Origin of the sequence: Sphingobium sp. B1D7B (assembly GCF_025961965.1) — a bacterium.
In the GTDB taxonomy this organism is placed as follows: domain Bacteria; phylum Pseudomonadota; class Alphaproteobacteria; order Sphingomonadales; family Sphingomonadaceae; genus Sphingobium.
This window is the reverse complement of the sequence record NZ_JAOQOR010000001.1, coordinates 800920-818772: the sequence shown is the minus strand read 5'-3', so window position 1 is coordinate 818772 and position 17853 is coordinate 800920. Positions and strand designations below refer to the sequence as shown.

The following is a 17853-nucleotide window of genomic DNA, read 5'->3' as shown; positions in this document are numbered from 1 at the left end:
GGCTGTCGCCTAGCAGCGAGTTGACTTTGGAACCGTTAATTGGAGTCGCTGCGCAGGAAGCGGCTGTAGAGCCAGCCAACTCCGATCAGGCTGAACCCCAGAGCAAGGAACGAGAGGATACGCAGCAGCCCTTCGAGCCCGGACGCATCGATCAGGAAGACCTTCGCGATGGCAGCGAGCAGAAGGAGAAGCGAACCTGTGCGCCAGATTCGGTCCGCCCGCCGAATGCCCCAGCCAAGCCAGCCGATCGCCATGGCAATGGCCAGCACCGACCAGAGAATGCTCTCACTCTGTCCGATTGGCACGCCGACCAGAATGGTGCCGGTGAAGAACTGACGCAAACTTGAGAAGGCAAAGATGAGGATCACCAGCATGTCCCATGGCACACGCGCGCGTGCGATTTGACCATCCAGATCCGGCCGAACCAATTGGACGATTCGTGGGGCTGCGAACGCGATGGCGTAGCACGGCAGTAGCAGGTTCAGCAGCGGCCAGGCGCCCACACTCTGTTCGCTCCAGAGCGGATTGTGCAGGAGCATCGAATAAACGAGATTATGCGCGAGGCCGGCGCCGATGAGAAGGGTGGCGGCGACATGCTGCTGCTTTCTCCAGCGCCACAAGGCCAGGCCGGTGCCCATCAATAGCATCTGCCAAATCGTCCGCTCCGCCAGGCCCAGGGCAATGAAGTGCTGGCTATCATTGATCGCAAAGATCAGCTTGTAGAGGCAGTGAGCCCCGATCAGTGTGGGGATGCCGAACAGCAGCCAGGGCAGACGGGCCGGGCTGAGTTCCGCCTTGTCTCGCAGCATCCAGAAGGCCGAAGCGAGGAGGAATGCGGGTCCGACGAGGCCGCGAAGGACAAGACCGAGAGGTGGCAGATCGCTCGAAAAGACGGGGAAGCCGGCGAGCGAACCCATTCCCCGGATCAGCCACGCCCCCGACGGTGCGATCATCCACAGCATGACAATGGCGCTCAACGTCAGCATCGCCGATGCAAGGTCCCCCGGAAAATGGCGGCGTGCGATCAAGGCAAGGCCCAGGATGCAGGCGGCTACGACAGTGGCAAGCCAGGGTGCCGGCACGATCTGGGCGAGGAAGCCATAAACGAGGACGGCGGTCGCCGCCGACAGGGCCCGGCCCAGACTTTTGCCGGCGTTGTGCCACGCGAAAGCTCCCCCGACGAGGGCAAGACATCCCCAACGGAGCAGTGCCTGGGCGCTGTGGAGAGGGTCGACGGACGCTGTCAGTCGTTCCACCTCGCCATTTGCCAAGCCAGTACCGATGAGCAGCAGCACAGCGCCGGCGAGATAGACGAGCGCGCCGTTAGATATCCGCCGATCCTGCGAGAAAAGGGCGATCAGCAGAAGGCCAGCGGATACCGCCGCTATCGCGACAGGCTGTAGCCAGATGCTCACGCTAAAAGTCGCTGACCAGATCAGGATGAATCCCGAGGCGAGCGCAAGGACGGGGAAGCGCCAGTCATCCTGCCGGTCGGACGCGCGCCATCCGAGCGCAGCTCCCAGCGCGGGCAGCGCCGCGAATCCAACGCCCAGCAGCGCATTGCCTGTCTCGCTCGCGTCAAAGGGCTGGTGGAGCGTCACAAAATAGGCGCCGATGCCGATTCCAACGACTTGCCCGGCTTCAACAATGCCTCCCCCAGGCCTCCAGAGTCGCCACAAGGCTGGACCCCCGAAGATCAGGATGATGCCACCCATCACCGCAGTGAACAGGCCCAGGGGCGCCGCTGGCCAAAGATACGCCAGAAACAAGCTGATGCCGAGCGGCAGAGCCGTCATCGTCCGCAAGGTCGGCATGCGCTTGGTCAGCCAGAAGAATGCGAGGGACAGGAGCCCATAAAGTCCCCAGCTCAATCCATCATAGGCGCCCTGCGAGACAAGCAGGCCCAGTTGCAAGGCCGCCGCGGCGGCTGCAACCGCGCAGAGCACGACGCTGCGGTCCTCGCGGCCCGTTACGAGTGGCAAAGCGATGCCGAAGAGTAGAACGATAAGGCCGATCGAGAGCACCGAGAATTGGCTGAGCTCGCCCATGACAATCACAAGCGCAGACCAGCCCATCCCCCCGGCGAGTGCCATTGCGCCCAGCCAGAACCAGCGCTGGCGGCGGGACAGCAAGGTCAGGCTGCCGATAACCATCGCGAGATAGCCGCTCAATAAGGGAATGTTGGGCGCGCCACTCTGGATCAGGGCCGGTGTGGCTAGGCCGCCCAGCAGCGCGAGCACAGCGCAAGGCGCGCCAAACCGCAACGCCAGACCGATGGCCGCTGCGGTCGTGGCAGTCAGTCCCCCGAATGCCATGCCGGGCGAGATGAGATGATAGAGATTGCTGGCTGACAATATGGCGACATACAGGCTGCTGACGCCTGCGCCCGCGAGCGATTGCGCGACACGGTCATCTTGAACGAACCGCTCCATCTTCCTGGCGAACTCGGCAGCTGCGATCAGCGCTGAGCCAAAGATCAGGCCGAGGGTGACCCTGACCCAGGGAGAAAGCAGGCCCGCATCAATTGAATATTTCACGAGTAGAACAGCCGCGACAATCAGCGTGACACCGCCTGCCCAGATCGGGAGACGGCGACCGAACAGGTCTTCAAAGCTGCTGCTCTCCGGGCGATGGGCGGCTTGCTCCGGCACAGTCTCGTCAGGTTCGACTAGTGCCGCCGAAGAAATCTCCGCCGCCTCGCTCGAAGCAGGCGCAGGGTTATTCTCAAGCACGTCCAACGTGGCTGGCGAGGCGTCTTGTTCAGTAACAGCAGTGGGCTGTTCAAATGCCATTATGCGCGCTGGGCCGCGATACGACGCAGGATGATCAGACGTTGCATCATGGGCTGTTTTCGGCTCGGGTAGGTGTTCTTCCACCGGTCCGGCAGCCCATCGGCCAGCCTCTTTTTCAAGTCGAGTCAGCCGCTTGCGCGTATCTGCGAGAAGAGAACCCAGGATCAGAACAGCGATGAACAAGATCGTCGTCATGACGCTTCCCCCACTTCAATTGGGCCAGGGCTAACCCATAATTGAACGATGTGCAATTAATAAATTAGACGCCGTTCAATTAATTTCCTAAAGCTCGTTTATGGGCAGACGATCAGATCACGGCCGCGAAGAACTGGAAGCGCTCATTCTGGACTCCGCGCAGGGCTTGATGGAGGAAACCGGCTACAGCCGCTTTTCCGCGCGGGAAGTTGCCAAGCGGATCGGCTATTCGGTCGGAACGATCATGCACGTCTTCGGGAACGTCGACGGGCTGGTGCTGGCCGTCAACAGCCGAACCTTCACGCGGTGGGCGCAATGGCTGGAGGATCGCCTGCAGCATGCGTCGGGCGCTGCACGCATTCGATGTCTCGTAACAGGCTATTTCGACTTCGCAGAATCCAATCCCAATTTGTGGGCTGCGATCTACGAGCACCGCCTTCCAGAAGGCATGGAAATGCCGGAGACGCTGGCGGCGGAGCGCGTGCGGCTTACCACGATCATTGTGCGTGAGGTGGAAGCGATACTCCCCGATGAAGCGAAGGCCGACGCTGCTCGCCTGGCGCGCTCGCTGATCGCCACCGTTCATGGTCATTGCAGCTTCGCGCTGGGGGGAAGCTTTGCACTCATGGGAGAAACCGATCCGCTCAGCTTGGCCGAGGCCCGGGTGATTGAAGCCCTCAAGGCCCACGGTGCCAGCTTGTAAGCCATCGCGTTCGCCAACAAAGCGGTCGTTGGAAGCAAGGTTTCGGTGACCCAATAGCTGCCGCTCATTCAGGTGAGCATTACTCACCAAATGTGAAACGGTCAGGTGGCAAAGAAGCCATCGTCATATTTGTTCACAAATGGGCTGCGTCTTGTTCGCCTGCGAGGTGCACGATGGCATTGGGGGGCGCACATTCGCTTTAACTCTTAGACAGACGGTCCTCGCGCATTACAATTCCTTGATTGAGTAGGATTTCGAAGCGCTGTTCGTCGAGCGGCGGCGCGAAGAGGTAGCCTTGTCCCACCGAACAGCCCAGTGTCCGCATCATCACTCGATCGGCCTCAGTCTCAATGCCTTCCGCGACGACGCGCGCGTCGAGCGCCACTCCGAGCTTCACGATGCTTTCAACGATGACGTGCTTGACATGGTTGTGCGCCACTTCCCGCACGAAACTACGATCAATCTTTATCTCGCTGAGTGGAAACCGTTCGAGATAGCGTAGGTTGGAATAGCCCGTGCCGAAATCGTCGATCGAAATGCCGACCCCCAGGCGCCGCATATGTTCGAAGGATCGGCGTATATCGTCCGACTCAGGGGCCATCAGCTCTTCGGTAAGCTCCAGCGTCAGCCATTCGGCCTTGCACCCGGTTTCGTTGAGCACCTGTTCGACAAAGGCGACGACGTCCCTTCGCGTGAACTCCATCACCGACATGTTGAAAGCGAACCGGAGCGGTATCCGACGGTTTTGATTGACCCGCGCTGCATACGTCGCGAGCGTACGCAGGCCCCACGCTCCGATCTCCATCATGGTGCCGGTCTCTTCAGCAACGGCGATGAACCGGCCGGGTAGCTGGAGGCCGAATACGCCGTGGTCCCAACGGAGCAGAGCTTCAGCGCCGATCAGGTCACCGGATCGCAGATCGACCTGGGGCTGATAATGAAACAGCAGCTCGTCGTTGGAAACGGCGGATTGCAGTTCGTTCGCGAGCCGAATGCGATTACGCGCGTCTCGGTCATCTGCTTCCTCAAACGGATGGGGGCCGTGGTCGGGCGTCGCTTTGGATCGTTGCATCGCCGCACCTGCATGCCGGACCAGTAGAAGAGGATCGGTTCCGGCGAGCCCGACAGCGAAGCCAGCGGCAAACTGCACTGTAAGCGATGCGCCAGGCAGGACAAATCGGGGTCTCAGCAAGTCGAGGACCTCATTGACGATCTTGCCCGCACGGCTGGCATCATCGAGCGCGAAGGCCAGGATGAAGTTATTGCTGCCGACGCGAGCGATAGCCAGGGCTGGCACAACAGCCAGACGCGCTGTCGCCGAACGAAGCAGCGCATCACCGACATCGTATCCGAAACCGTTGTTGACGTCACGGAACCGCAGGACGTCGAGCTTGATGACCAGCAAGGCGGAGTTCGCCGACATTTCGATCTGTGCCAGCCGGTCGAGCAACCCATAACGATCCAGCAGTCCGGTAAGCCGATCGAGACCCGGTGCGTGCGTGACATCCCGGATCAGGCCCACGAAATGCGTGAGGTGCCCTAGGTAGTCCCGAAACGGCTCCAGACGCAAAGCATTGCGAAACATCGTTCCGTCCCGCTTGTAGTTGCGCAGTGTCACCGAGCAGGCGCGCGCCTCCGCAAGCGCAGCCCGTATTTCCGTAAGTTCCGGCTGCAACCGATCGCTTCCCTGGAGATAGCGGCAGTTCTTGCCGATGACTTCGTCAACAGAATAGCCAGTAATTTTTTCGAATGCTGGGTTTACCAGGACTATGGGCTGCCCCCGGAGGCGCATGTCCGCGACGAGCAGGCCATCGCTGACATGATCGAGCGCAAGTTTGGAAAAGAGCTCTGTTACACACTGGCCTCCGCGCCCACCGAGGAGGCGAGGCCATCGCAGCAACGGGGAACCAGTTCTACCGGGCTCCACGATCGTGCCGTCGGCCGCATCGGGAGTCATCTCGCAAACAGGCTTTCGAGTTTCATCGCGATGAGCGCGTAAAGATCAGATCTCATCCCATGCCTCCGTGCTAGAGGATGATGCCGTGGTGCCGACGTTTCAATTTCAGCGGCGCGGCGTTTCGAGACAAATCGACGCCAGTTTCGTCGGGGTACGGCAAACGTCTCGTGGCCTGGTCGAGCGGGTCACCAAGCTGCGATATCCGGTAAAGATATTTTTGGATTTACGTGTCGCTCTGAGGTGCGGGCGAAGACGCGTCGTCAGCAAGCGGAGGCATCTGACATGCAGCCTGAAGGCTACTTTCTATGAGGCGAAGATGCGCCAGGACCGTATTTTGCAGCTCGCTGCATGCCGACACGATTGCAGAGGCATATTCCTGCTGGGTTGCCCCAAGGTTTCCATCGAGCTTGAGAAGCTCAGCAAATCCCGTGATGTGGGTGAGCGGTGTCCTGAGATCATGCGACAAAGTGTGGAAGTAGGTATCGAAAAGAGAGTCCTTGCGGAGCGGAACATTTTGCCATTGCTCAACAGCGTTTTGTATCATTTGCTGAAATCTCCACGCTGGGGTGGCGAGACTGCCGCGCTTTATGTCTTTTCACTTATCGTGAGCCTACGGGAACGAGTTGCCATCGCCTCTTGGCACCACGATGTCGTCCCGCAGCGCTGTTTTCAACTTCGCTGATGCGACCATTCAGGACAGAATAGCGGCTCTTTCGACGTTGATCGGCTCTCCGCCTCCGCTGCTGTGAAAGCGCATGCGGTACTCTACGGGCGTGACGCCCATCCTGCGCAGGAATGCCCGTCTGAGCGTGGTCGTCGAGCCGAACCCGGCAGTGTAGGCAATCGCTTTTATCGGAGCGGAACTTTCTTCCAGCAGTCGTCGCGCAATATCGATCCGGGTCAATTCGACATATGCGATTGGATTCATGCCGAGTTCGGCGCGGAACAGCCTGGAGAGATGGCGCGAGCTTACGCCAGCAATCTTTGCAAGGGTTGCAAGGCTCAGCTTCGCGCGGGGATGTTCGAGGATGTGAAGTCTTATCTTGTCGATCGGGCTGTTGGAAACAGTTTGTGCGGTCAACAGTGCGCTGAATTGCGACTGACCGCCGGGTCGCTTCAAGAAGACGACCAGCCGCCGTGCCACCCAAAGCGCCAGTGCCCGCCCGTGATCCTCCTCGATCAACGAAAATGCGAGGTCTATCGCTGCGCTTACCCCTGCGGAGCTGAACACTGGTCCGTCGCGCACGAAGATGAGGTCGGGTTCTACCAAAATGTCCGGAAAGTCGGCGGCAAGGCGTGCAGCATACTCCCAGTGGGTTGTCGCACGACGACCCGCCAGCAATCCCGCATGAGCCAGCAAGAAGGCCCCGGTGCACGTCGATCCGTGACGCCGGGACTGCCGTGACTGCTCCCGCAACCACTCATTAACTGCTTCGCTTTGGGGCGACGGGACGCCATATGGCCCTGCTACAATCAAAGTGTCGCACGGCTCTGTCTCGTCGTAGATGCTGGCGTCAGGCAGATAAACGATGCCGGAGGCGCTTTGCTCCGGCATGCCCCGTTCTGTCACCAGCTTGACGCGATAGCGATTACCGGACCCCATTTTGCAATTCGCTTCAAACAGCGCGTCTCGTACACCGGCTATTTCCAGCAGATGAACGTTGCTTGGGGCAAAGATTGTGACGAGCATGGCCTGAAGCGCTCCGCGGCGACGCAAGATCACCGATCAGAAACACGATACGCCTCGGGTGCTCAATTACCTACAACAATGGGGTCTGTCAGAGCAAATGCAGCTGCGGATGTCCGAGCGGCGCAGCTCGACATAGCATGTCAGCTTCTGCTGCCGTTACCCATGGCAGAGCATAGCTCTTTTAATCCCTTGAACTCAGCCAGCGCGCACAGATACGACCGACTTCGCCGCCAAAGCAGTCATTCAGACGGAAGAACTCACCTCCTAATAGCTGCCGGTGGTTCAGCTTGGGAGTTTGACCGCTTTGAGACGTACCACGCGCTCTTTCATTTTGAGGCGGGTAGACGATGACCGGAACTATTGTGCGCCCGTAACCACCGTGTAAAAATTGCCTCAGATCAATTGGGGAGTATCGGAATGAAGGCGTCGGCATGGGGATTGCTCGGCCTCGGACTCATTTTAGGCTACTCGGCGCCGCATTGGCTTGGGGATGCCGCCCACGCGGCTGCACCGGGCGCGAAAGCGGCTTGCCCGTGGAGGCCTGAGCTCGACGCGGTCCGCGCCGCGCCAGACAATCACAAAGTCTTATTGGAGAATGATCGGGTACGGGTGTTGGACGTCACCGTCTTGCCCGGCCAGCGTGAGCCGCTGCATGCGCACTGTAACGCGAGCGTCCTGTATGTCATGCAGCGAGGCGCCCTTCGCGAGCGCAATGGAGAGGGCCGCATTGTCCGCGACGAGGCTGCGGCGCCCGCTGCCCTTCCGATAACACAATGGCATGCAACTGAGGCGCCCCATTCGGTCGAAAACCCCGGCACTGTCCCGATCCGCATCCTTCGAGTTGAGTTGAAGGAATGAACGCCAAACTGGCATCTGTTTTCGGTCAGCAGGATCCCTCGGCGCCCGGGAGGTGGGGCCCACACCAGGTGGCATCCATCAAGGTTCCCTTGGCCTCCAATTCGAAGGAACTGGATTCCGGCAGGTCCGTGCGGTCCAACGGCCAGGCCATGGTGTCTGCAACATAGGACAGATACGTCCACAAAGGCTCACATCCGTGCCGGGTTTCGAATGTCGTTGGGACCGGCGCCCGGCAGTCACGAGTGACGCCGGGCCGTTAGCTAACGACCGGCCTAGGACGGCGATGGCTGCAATCAGTGTGGAACCTTCTCACAGGCAGCAAGCGAGCCGGTTGCAATCTCAAGTCGGCGGTATCACTCAATGAGACGGTCTCTCAGACCGGGCTTCGCTTGTCGCCTTAAGGCGCGTGAGCCAATCCTGTAAGGCGCGATCAAGCATCGGCTGCAGCGTCACGGCGTTCTTGTTTACAACGTTCCCGCTCCAAGATTCCTCGGTACGCACGCGAACCCCGCCGTTGGTTCGGATGAACTCCCATTTGTGCACGGCATCGATGCCCTGGGCGGGGCCAGTCCAGACGATGCGGCGCATCGGGATGAGTTCCTGCACAGTCGATGTGATCTTCAGTCCGCCTTCTTCCCACTTGAAGGCTGAGCCAGCTTTGAGTTCGCCATCAAGATGTGCAGCGGTGACCGTTGGTCGCCACTGCGTCCATGCCGATATGTCAGTCTGCACGGCCCAAACGGTTTCGACCGGGGCAGCAATGAATATCTCGTTGCGCGAAATGACTGGCGCTGCCGTGTCGATATGATTCACCCGTGCTTGGCCGGGTGAAGACGGCGCACCGATGGCAAGAGCGGCCGCGAGTGCCAGCGCGGTGCCAACCGGGACTGCACTGGTTGTCGCTTTGGCCGGCGCGAGACAGCCCAATCCGTCCAGCGCGGATTCCACGGCTTCATCGAGCGGGGTATGCGGCTCCGCTCCGAGGACGGATTTCAGCTTATCGTTACTCATGCGCACCGGCTCCCGCCATAGGTAGCGCATCTCACGCAACTCGCGGAAAGTCGTCACGAAGGGCGAGGCGAGTGTGAGCAGCCACCATGGGAACGCGCGCAGTTTTGGCGTGTCGCCGCCGCGCCGGGCCGCAACGCGGCGGATGGCATTGGCCATCTGCGCGCCATCGGCGTCCCAGTGCCCCGCCATGTGAAACACTGCGAACGGCTCCAATGAGTCACGGCGCGCGAGCAATTCCACCATCGTGCGCGCTACATCCGGAAGATAAGACCACTGGTGCCCAACGCCGGTCCGGCCAGGAAGGTTGACAGCATTCACTGTTTGCCCTGGCTTGACCAGCCCTTGTGAAAACCAGCTGTTGCCAGGTTTTGGGCCAAAAAAGTCACCCGCGCGAACGAGGATTGCGCGCACATTGCCGGCGGTTGCCAGGCGCAGACGCTGCTCCAATTCGACGCGGATCGCGCCCTTGCGGGTCAGCGGGCGCTGGGGTGAGTCTTCGCGCAACTCCGGGAAGGCGTCCGGACCGAAGTTATAGACCGTGCCGGGCAGCACGATGGTGGCGCTTTGAGCTGTCGCTGCGGCGATGGTGTTGTCGAGCATAGGCAGCACGAGTTCCGCCCAATGACGGTAGCCCGGAGGGTTCACCGCGTGCACGATCACTGAGCAGCCCCGTGCCGCTCCCATCACGTCATCGCGATTGAGCGCGTCGCCCCCAATCCAGGTAATGCCATCGCGTACGGTGGTGTTCTGTTGGCCACGCCTGAGCGCGCGCACATCCCAGCCCGCATCGCGAAGCTGGCAGGCAACCTCGCCGCCTATGCCGCCCGTGGCGCCCAATACCAGTGCTGTGTTGTTCTTCCTCACCTCACTTCTCCTCTAGCTGATGGCCAAAGGATGCCCGCAACAAAGATCATATAGAATTGCTGAAATATCTCTATCTGCTAGAAGACTTTTTATGAGCAATAACATCGACTGGGACCATCAGCGTGCGTTCCTCGCCGTGTTCGAGGAAGGCAGCCTATCCGGTGCGGCGCGGCGCCTTGGCGTTGCACAGCCTACGGTGCGTGCACGTATCGCTGCGCTGGAGCAGACGCTCCGCACGGTCCTCTTCACGCGTTCGGTCAATGGCCTTGCGCCGACCGAGGAGGCCCGTGCTCTCGCCGACGCTGCCCGGGCCATGGCGCGTGCCTCCGAAGCGTTTGTGCGCACTGCATCGGCGCCCCCAGGTGAGGTCGCGGGCGTGGTGCGGCTCAGCGTGTCGGAGTTTGTGGGCATCGAGGTGCTGCCGCCCATGATTGCGAGCCTGCGCCAGAAGCATCCGCGCATTGCCATTGAACTGTCTTTGAGCAACGTGTCGGCCGATCTGCTGGAGCAGGAGGTCGATATAGCCGTGCGAATGCATCCGCCTCGGCAGGGCGCGCTCGTCGCCAAGAAAGCCGGGTCAATCGCGCTAGCCCTATTTGCCCATAATGGCTATCTGGCCCGCAGGGGAATACCGCAGAGCCTTGAGGATTTGGATAAACATGATTTCATCGGGCCCGATCGCTCTGGCCCGGATCTGCAGTTCGCCGCGACGCTCTTTCCTGCCTTTCGTCGTGATTATTTCGCGGCGCGGACCGACAGCCATCCGGCGCAACTTGCACTCGCCCGGGCGGGCCTCGGTATAGCCGTCGTGCAGCGGCCCGTCGGTCTGGCCGATCCGCGTCTTTCTCAAGTGCTGCCAAATCTCGAAATCGGTATGCTCGACACATGGATCGTGACTCATGAAGACCTGCGCGATGTGCCTCGCATTCGGGCCGTCTTCGATCACTTGGCATTGGCGTTTACAAGTTTTGCCCGATCGGCTTGAGATCCGACCGGGGCATCGCGAAGCTTCTAGTGTCTGATGGCAGCTAGCATTTCTAAATTAGCTGCTTCCGCCAACAAAGCGGTCATTCGGCCGCTCGAAACGGTTACCTGAAATCTGCCGTTCGTTCATCAGGCCGCCGCGGGATATCTTTCGACCGAAGTGGAAGTTAGTTGTCACTTAGAAATGCAATCTCGACCGCCCGGTTTCCTAAAAACCCGACATTCACACGCCAATAGTGATCGATTAAGACATGAGCAAAGCTGGCCGTGAAGAAGTCGACGGCTTCAACCCATCTGACCGACGATGGAAAGAAGATCAACATGTTCGCTTATATCGATGAAACCGGGAATACAGGCGCGAGGCTGCTAGACGAGGCGCAGCCGTTGTTCATGACTGCGGCGCTGTTGACGCGTTCGGACTTCGACGTCCGCTTCGCCAACGACATCCGTGCAATTGCGCAGGTGTACGGCGCGGATGAGATCCACGCAGCAGTTTTGGGAATTGGACGACTCGAGAGCATCGCGAAAGACCTGCTCAAGGTGATCCGTAAGGCTGGACCAGCCTTCGCGATAGCGCGGGTCGAAAAGAGTTACGTCGTAGCAACCAAGGTTTTCGACACCCTGTTCGACTCCTTTGAGAATAAGGCGGTGCCTTGGCACGCTTATAATATGCCGGCGCTGCGTATGCCGCTGGTGTTCAAGATCGCCTATATTCTCGACGATAGGGCGGCAGTCGCCTTCATCGATGCCTTGATGGAGAAGAATGATCAGCGCGCTTGGTCAAAGATGGCCGATTTTTGCCGTCTAATCCTGCCGCGGATCGTCGATATTCCTGACGCCCGCTCGCGCGAAATCGTTACAAATGCTCTAGAATGGGCCGCCGCGAACCCCGAGGCGCTCCAATTCGTCCATTCGGACAAGGTCGGCCGTAAAAGCCATCTTCCTAACATCATTGGGTTCGGCAACCTTCTCGGTGCGATAGAGAAACAATCCGGGATTTGGGAGCAGCATCGTGACGGTTCGTCCGCCACAGGCGCCCCTTATCGGTCGCTATGGGGGCGGGTCAAGCTGTGCTTCAACGCGGCGGCGCCAGAAGCCCGCCCCTGCGGCGCACTTTGTCGACCCATTGCATGGCCGCGTCCGCCGTCTCGTCGGTCAGGTCGATGAATACCCGCCGCCCATCGGTGGGATCAGCAAGCCGGACCAGGATTTTGCGCTCGGTCAGCTGCGTGATCCAGCGCAGCGCCGTGGTCGGCGGAACGGCAGCGGCAATGCAGAGGCTCGAAACCGAAACGCGCTGGCCGGCAAGGCGGGCCGCCAGCAGGTCCAACAGCATGTCCCAGGCGGGATCGGCGAACAGGTCCGCCGGCAGAAACTCGTCGCGGAGCCGCCGCGCCCGGATGAGGGCGCGGATCTCCGCGGCACTGGCGCGGCTTTCGATCGGCGACCGCTCCGCCATGGCCGGCTGGGCTGGGACCGCTGCGACCTGAGGCTTTTGTGTGGAAGGCGGCGGGGAAAGCGCCTGTCCGCTTTGCGATGTCGAACCCGCTAGCGACGAGGCAGGCTTGGCGCTGCCGGACAGTCGCTCGAGCGTCTGGGCGAGCCGGCGGACTTCCTCGCTCAGTCTCTCCAGCCGAACGCCCTCCCCGTCCCCGGCGATATCGCGCATCGTCGCAGGTCCAGACGTCATCGGGCGCAGCCCGGCGGAGACGAGCATCGTGACGATGTCCGCAAGACTGGGGTCGCACAAGACCTCGGCCTCGACGCCTTCGAGAAGCGCAAAAGCGCGCTCGAGGGAAGCCAGATCGACGAGCACACAGACGCGGCGCCCCTTCAGCATGACTTGTGGCGCCAAGGGATGCTCCAGCCAGTCGTGGGCCTCCTCACCCCTTAGATCGAGCAGCAGCAGATCGGGCACGGTCGAGACCGCCGACCAAAGAAGGGCCGTGAGGCTTGTAGACCCGATGCATTGCAGTCCCGCGCGCTCTGCAGCCCGCGCCAAAAAGTCACCTGCCGGGCGATCCCCTCCCACCAGGACCGTGGGCTGCTCCAACGCTTCGCACAGCATCTGGTCGAGCCGGGGCGCAAAGCTTGCATCATAACGCGGGTTGTCATCGAAGCCTGTTAACATTTCGAGCCTCAATTGCTTGATCTGGCACCAATATGCGCCATTCGATTAACCTTTTGAACCAGTTTTGTTCCATTTTGGATGAATTGGCTGTCCCGCCACCAATCCAGTCCTATCGGCACCGAGCCGGGGCGCCACGTCCGCGCTCTGATTGGCCCGGCCCGCGCTCGCGCTCCCGTTGACAGGTCGCATTGAACCGTTATGGCCCAACCGATCAAAACGCCCTGCGCTGCGACCGCACTGAACGGCTAGAACCATGCGGAGTGCCAGCCACTGATATTTTTCGAGGAGACCCGCTGATGACCGCGATCGGACAGGATACGCTTGGCACGCGCGACACACTGGATGTCGGTGGCAAGCGCTATGGCTATTACTCGCTGGCGAAGGCCGCCGCGAAGCTCGGCGATTGCTCGCGCCTTCCCTTCTCGATGAAGGTGCTGTTGGAGAACATGCTCCGCTTCGAGGATGGCGTCACCGTCACCACCAATGATGCGCAGGCGGTCATCGACTGGCTCAAGAACCCCACGGCCTCCAGCAACGAGATCCAGTATCGCCCCGCGCGCGTGCTGATGCAGGATTTCACCGGCGTGCCCTGCGTGGTCGACCTCGCCGCGATGCGCGATGCGATGAACGCGCTCGGCGCTGACGCCAGCAAGATCAACCCGCAGGTGCCTGTCCACCTCGTCATCGATCACTCGGTCATGGTCGACGAGTTCGGCACGCCCAAGGCGTTCGAGGACAATGTCGCGCTGGAATATCAGCGCAACGCGGAGCGCTACGACTTCCTGAAATGGGGGTCCAAGAGCCTCGACAACTTCAAGGTCGTTCCTCCCGGCACCGGCATCTGCCATCAGGTCAATCTGGAGCATGTCGCGCAGGCCGTGTGGACCTCGGTCGATGCCAATGGCGAGACGGTCGCCTATCCGGACACCTGCGTCGGCACAGACAGCCACACGACGATGATCAATGGCCTGGGCGTGCTCGGCTGGGGCGTCGGCGGCATCGAGGCCGAAGCGGCGATGCTCGGCCAGCCGGTTTCCATGCTCATTCCCGAGGTCGTCGGCTTCAAGCTGACCGGCACGCTGGCCGAGGGCATCACCGCCACCGACCTCGTGCTCACGGTTACGCAGATGCTGCGCGCCAAGGGCGTCGTGGGCCGCTTCGTGGAGTTCTATGGCCCCGGCGTTTCGGCGCTCAGCCTCGCCGACCGTGCGACCATCGCCAACATGGCGCCGGAATATGGCGCGACCTGCGGCTTCTTCCCGATCGACGGCAAGACGCTCGATTACATGCGCCTCACCGGCCGTGACGAAGACCAGATCGCGCTGGTCGAGGCCTATGCCAAGGTGCAGGGCTTCTGGCTCGACCCCGAAGCTGCCGACCCCATCTTCACCGACACGCTGGAGCTGGACATGGGCTCGGTCGTGCCCAGCCTCGCCGGCCCCAAGCGCCCGCAGGACAAGGTGATCCTCACGCAGGTGGACGAGGTCTTCAACGCCGACCTCGCCAAGGTCTACAAGAAGGATGCCGCCGTGCGCGTGCCCGTCGAGGGCGCGGCGCATGACATTGGTGACGGCGACGTTGTGATCGCCGCGATCACCAGCTGCACCAACACCTCCAACCCGAGCGTCCTCGTCGCCGCCGGTCTGGTCGCCAAGAAGGCCACCGAAAAGGGCCTCAAGCCCAAGCCGTGGGTGAAGACCAGCCTCGCACCCGGCTCGCAGGTGGTCACCGACTATCTCGAGAAGGCGGGTCTCCAGACCTATCTGGATGCCGTCGGCTTCAATCTCGTCGGCTATGGCTGCACGACCTGCATCGGCAACAGCGGCCCGCTCGCCGATCCGATCAGCAAGGCGATCAACGGCAACGACATCGTCGCGGCGTCAGTCCTCTCGGGCAACCGCAACTTCGAAGGCCGCGTGAGCCCGGATGTGCGCGCCAACTTCCTGGCCTCCCCGCCCCTCGTGGTTGCCTATGCGCTCAAGGGCACGGTCACGACCGATTTTGTCGAAACGCCGATCGGCCAGGGCAGCGATGGCACGGATGTCTATCTCAAGGACATCTGGCCCTCGAACGAGGAAGTCCGCTCGGTGATGGAAGGCGCGCTCACCCGCGACATGTTCCAGAGCCGCTATGCCGCCGTTTTCACCGGCGACGAGCGCTGGCAGGCGATCGACGTGACCGGCTCGGATACCTATGCGTGGCGCGCCGGCAGCACCTATGTCGCCAACCCGCCCTATTTCGAGGGCATGGAGATGACGCCCGCGCCGGTCGCCGACATCATCGACGCTAAGCCGCTCGCCATCTTCGGCGATTCGATCACCACCGACCACATCTCTCCGGCCGGCTCGATCAAGGCGGCCAGCCCGGCCGGCCAGTGGCTGCAGGAGCGGCAGGTCGCACCCGCCGACTTCAACAGCTACGGCTCGCGTCGCGGCCATCATGAGGTGATGATGCGCGGCACCTTCGCCAACATCCGCATCAAGAACCTGATGCTGGACGGCGTGGAAGGCGGCATGACCAGCTATGCCGGCGAAGTGATGCCGATCTATGACGCAGCCATGAAGCATGAGGCCGACGGCACGCCGCTCGTCGTCATCGCCGGCAAGGAATATGGCACCGGCTCCTCGCGCGACTGGGCGGCCAAGGGTACGCGCCTGCTCGGCGTGCGTGCGGTCGTGGCCGAGAGCTTCGAGCGGATCCACCGCTCCAACCTCGTCGGCATGGGCGTACTGCCGCTGCAGTTCCCCGAGGGCACGAACCGCGAGACGCTGGGCCTCAAGGGCGACGAGAGCTTCACCATCCGCAACGTCGCCGGCCTCAAGCCGCGCCAGACGGTGACGGTGGAAGCGCGCCGCGCGGACGGCACCAGCTTCACCTTCGAGGCGCTGTGCCGCATCGATACGGTGAACGAGCTGGATTACTTCCTCAACGGCGGCATCCTGCCCTACGTGCTGCGCAAGCTGGCGGCCTGAGGTTCAAGGGACCGGGCACGCTGACCCGATCGATATCGAGAAAGGGGCGATGGACGATGGTCTGTCGCCCCTTCTTCATGTGCCAGAGGCGGCGGTAGACAGGCCCTCGCCGGGGTTGTGCTCCCCCTCCCCTCCGCTACATTCGTCGCGATCAGGAGAGACCATGACCCGCACCCTCAGAATAGACTTCGTATCCGATATTGCCTGCCCCTGGTGCGTGCTGGCCCTGCTCGGGCTTGAAGAGGCGATCGATCGCCTGGCGGGTGACGTGGATGTCGACCTGCATTTCCAACCGTTCGAGCTCAGCCCAGATATGGCGCCGGAGGGACGCACTGTCGTCGATCATCTTGCGCAGGCTTATGGATCAACGCCCGACGAGATCCTCCAGCGCCGCGCCGTGGTGAGCGATCGCGCCGCCGCTTTGGGCTTCGACATGAAGACCTCGCTGGAGACGCGCGTCTACAACAGCTTCAATGCCCATCGCCTGATGCATTGGGCAGGGCTGCAAGGCCGGCAGCCGGCCCTCGCGCGCGCCTTGTTCGAGGCTTATCACAGCCGCAACGAGAATATCGCGACCGCTGACGTGCTCCTCGACGCCGCCGAGAAAGCCGGGCTGGACCGGGATTCAGCAAGTGCGGTGCTCGACTCGGATGAATATGCCAATGACGTGCGTCAGGCCGCATATCTCTGGCAGACCCGCGGCGTGACAGGCGTGCCGGCAGCGATCATCGACGGTCGCTACCTGATCTCCGGCGCGCAGCCCGCCGAGGCCTATGAGCAGGCGTTACGCCAGATCGCCGCACAGGCCCCATCAGACGGCAACCCGCCCGCCCCCGCATAAAAGATGGGGGCTGCGCGGGGCCGCGCCGCTTAGCCGGGCTTGCGGAACCGCAACGTCATGCGGTCGCTTTCGCCCACCGCCAGATATTTGTCCCGATCGACCGCACCATTGCGCAGGGTCGGCGGCAGCGTCCAGACGCCGGTGGCCCAGTCCGCCGTGTCACGCGGGTTGGCGTTCACGTCAGAGCTTGCCTCCAGCACGAAGCCGGCATCCTCCGCCAGCTTGCGCACCGTCGAGACTTTCAGATAGCCGCTCGTTTTCTCGGCCGCAGTGTCGCGGTCTTCGGGCAGGCGATGATCGACCACGCCCAGCACGCCACCGGGCTTGAGCATCCGGAAGAACTGGCCGAAAGTCTCGCCGCCATTGCCGCGCATGACCATATTGTGGACGTTGCGGAAGGTGAGCACGGTATCCGCCGCGCCATCCGGCACTTCGGTCAGCTCGACCAGCTTCACCCCGCCATAGAGCGCAGGATTGGCCTCGATCAGCTTCTGTGTGGACTGGCGCCCCTGCCCGCCGGGCTGGACGCCATAATAGGTGCCGCCGCCCTTGGCCGCCAGAGGCGCAAGAATCTCAAGATACCAGCCACCGGAGGGGAAATATTCAACGACGGTCTGATTACCACTCACGCCGAAGAAGCTCAGCGTTTCGGCCGGGTGGCGATATGTATCGCGGGCAACATTGCTGGCGGTGCGGGTCGGCGCAGCGACGGCAGCGGCGATGTCCGGCTTGATAGTGACGGCTGCCTCGGTGGCCGCCAGAGCCGCAGCGGTGGCGACGGCACTGCCAGCCAGCAGAAACGCACCGGCGAGCATGAGGGATGTCCTGAAAGGCATGGGGTGTCTCTCCGTGAGG

General features: G+C 61.7%; 13 protein-coding genes. 6 read left to right on the top strand and 7 right to left on the bottom strand.

The genetic code is table 11. The features are described from left to right. Positions 1-35: 35 nt before the first annotated feature. Positions 36-2792 (bottom strand): DUF2339 domain-containing protein, encoded by a 2757-nt coding sequence (locus M2336_RS03825; RefSeq protein WP_264592562.1) that lies wholly within the window; start codon positions 2790-2792, stop codon positions 36-38. A gap of 295 nt (positions 2793-3087) precedes the next feature. On the opposite strand from M2336_RS03825, the gene M2336_RS03820 reads away from it, so the two are divergent. After that, a complete protein-coding gene (locus tag M2336_RS03820; protein ID WP_264574034.1) occupies positions 3088-3690 on the top strand; it encodes a TetR/AcrR family transcriptional regulator in 603 nt (200 codons plus the stop codon). A gap of 199 nt (positions 3691-3889) precedes the next feature. Here the strand turns inward: M2336_RS03820 and M2336_RS03815 are convergent, their stop codons facing one another. The 3 genes from M2336_RS03815 to M2336_RS03805 all read right to left on the bottom strand — a co-directional run bounded on the left by M2336_RS03815 (position 3890) and on the right by M2336_RS03805 (position 7337). Further along, complete coding sequence (locus M2336_RS03815; protein WP_264574033.1) at positions 3890-5647, bottom strand: putative bifunctional diguanylate cyclase/phosphodiesterase; 1758 nt, start codon at positions 5645-5647, stop codon at positions 3890-3892. A gap of 223 nt (positions 5648-5870) precedes the next feature. Further along, on the bottom strand, positions 5871-6191 hold the full coding sequence (locus M2336_RS18035) for a histidine kinase dimerization/phospho-acceptor domain-containing protein (RefSeq protein ID WP_181558473.1): 321 nt from the start codon (positions 6189-6191) through the stop codon (positions 5871-5873). 147 nt (positions 6192-6338) lie between these two features. Next, positions 6339-7337: a GlxA family transcriptional regulator gene (locus M2336_RS03805; RefSeq protein ID WP_264574032.1), complete on the bottom strand. Its 999-nt coding sequence runs from the start codon at positions 7335-7337 to the stop codon at positions 6339-6341. Between the two features lie 417 nt (positions 7338-7754). Between M2336_RS03805 and M2336_RS03800 the strand changes: the two genes are divergently transcribed. Further along, positions 7755-8195, top strand: a complete 441-nt coding sequence (locus M2336_RS03800; protein WP_264574031.1) for a cupin domain-containing protein — start codon at positions 7755-7757, stop codon at positions 8193-8195. A 357-nt stretch (positions 8196-8552) separates the two neighbouring features. Here M2336_RS03800 and M2336_RS03795 read toward each other — a convergent pair whose 3' ends face one another. Continuing rightward, positions 8553-10070 (bottom strand): SRPBCC family protein, encoded by a 1518-nt coding sequence (locus M2336_RS03795; RefSeq protein ID WP_264574030.1) that lies wholly within the window; start codon positions 10068-10070, stop codon positions 8553-8555. Positions 10071-10161: 91 nt separating this feature from the next. On the opposite strand from M2336_RS03795, the gene M2336_RS03790 reads away from it, so the two are divergent. Continuing rightward, positions 10162-11055, top strand: a complete 894-nt coding sequence (locus M2336_RS03790) for a LysR family transcriptional regulator (protein WP_264574029.1) — start codon at positions 10162-10164, stop codon at positions 11053-11055. Positions 11056-11321: 266 nt separating this feature from the next. Continuing rightward, positions 11322-12221 carry a hypothetical protein gene (locus M2336_RS03785; protein ID WP_264574028.1) on the top strand — a complete coding sequence of 300 codons (900 nt, stop codon included), beginning with the start codon at positions 11322-11324 and terminating at the stop codon, positions 12219-12221. Here the strand turns inward: M2336_RS03785 and M2336_RS03780 are convergent. After that, positions 12130-13185, bottom strand: a complete 1056-nt coding sequence (locus tag M2336_RS03780) for a MarR family transcriptional regulator (RefSeq protein WP_264574027.1) — start codon at positions 13183-13185, stop codon at positions 12130-12132. The two genes, M2336_RS03785 and M2336_RS03780, sit on opposite strands and share 92 nt — an antisense overlap. Before the next feature lie 296 nt (positions 13186-13481). Between M2336_RS03780 and acnA the strand changes: the two genes are divergently transcribed. Together acnA and M2336_RS03770 are read left to right on the top strand one after the other, a co-directional pair. Beyond that, positions 13482-16157 (top strand): aconitate hydratase AcnA, encoded by a 2676-nt coding sequence (acnA, locus tag M2336_RS03775; RefSeq protein WP_264574026.1) that lies wholly within the window; start codon positions 13482-13484, stop codon positions 16155-16157. A 163-nt stretch (positions 16158-16320) separates the two neighbouring features. Next, complete coding sequence (locus M2336_RS03770) at positions 16321-16998, top strand: DsbA family oxidoreductase (protein WP_264574025.1); 678 nt, start codon at positions 16321-16323, stop codon at positions 16996-16998. A 29-nt stretch (positions 16999-17027) separates the two neighbouring features. On the opposite strand, the gene M2336_RS03765 is transcribed toward M2336_RS03770, so the two are convergent. Beyond that, a complete protein-coding gene (locus M2336_RS03765; protein ID WP_264574024.1) occupies positions 17028-17834 on the bottom strand; it encodes a class I SAM-dependent methyltransferase in 807 nt (268 codons plus the stop codon). Positions 17835-17853: the final 19 nt, after the last annotated feature.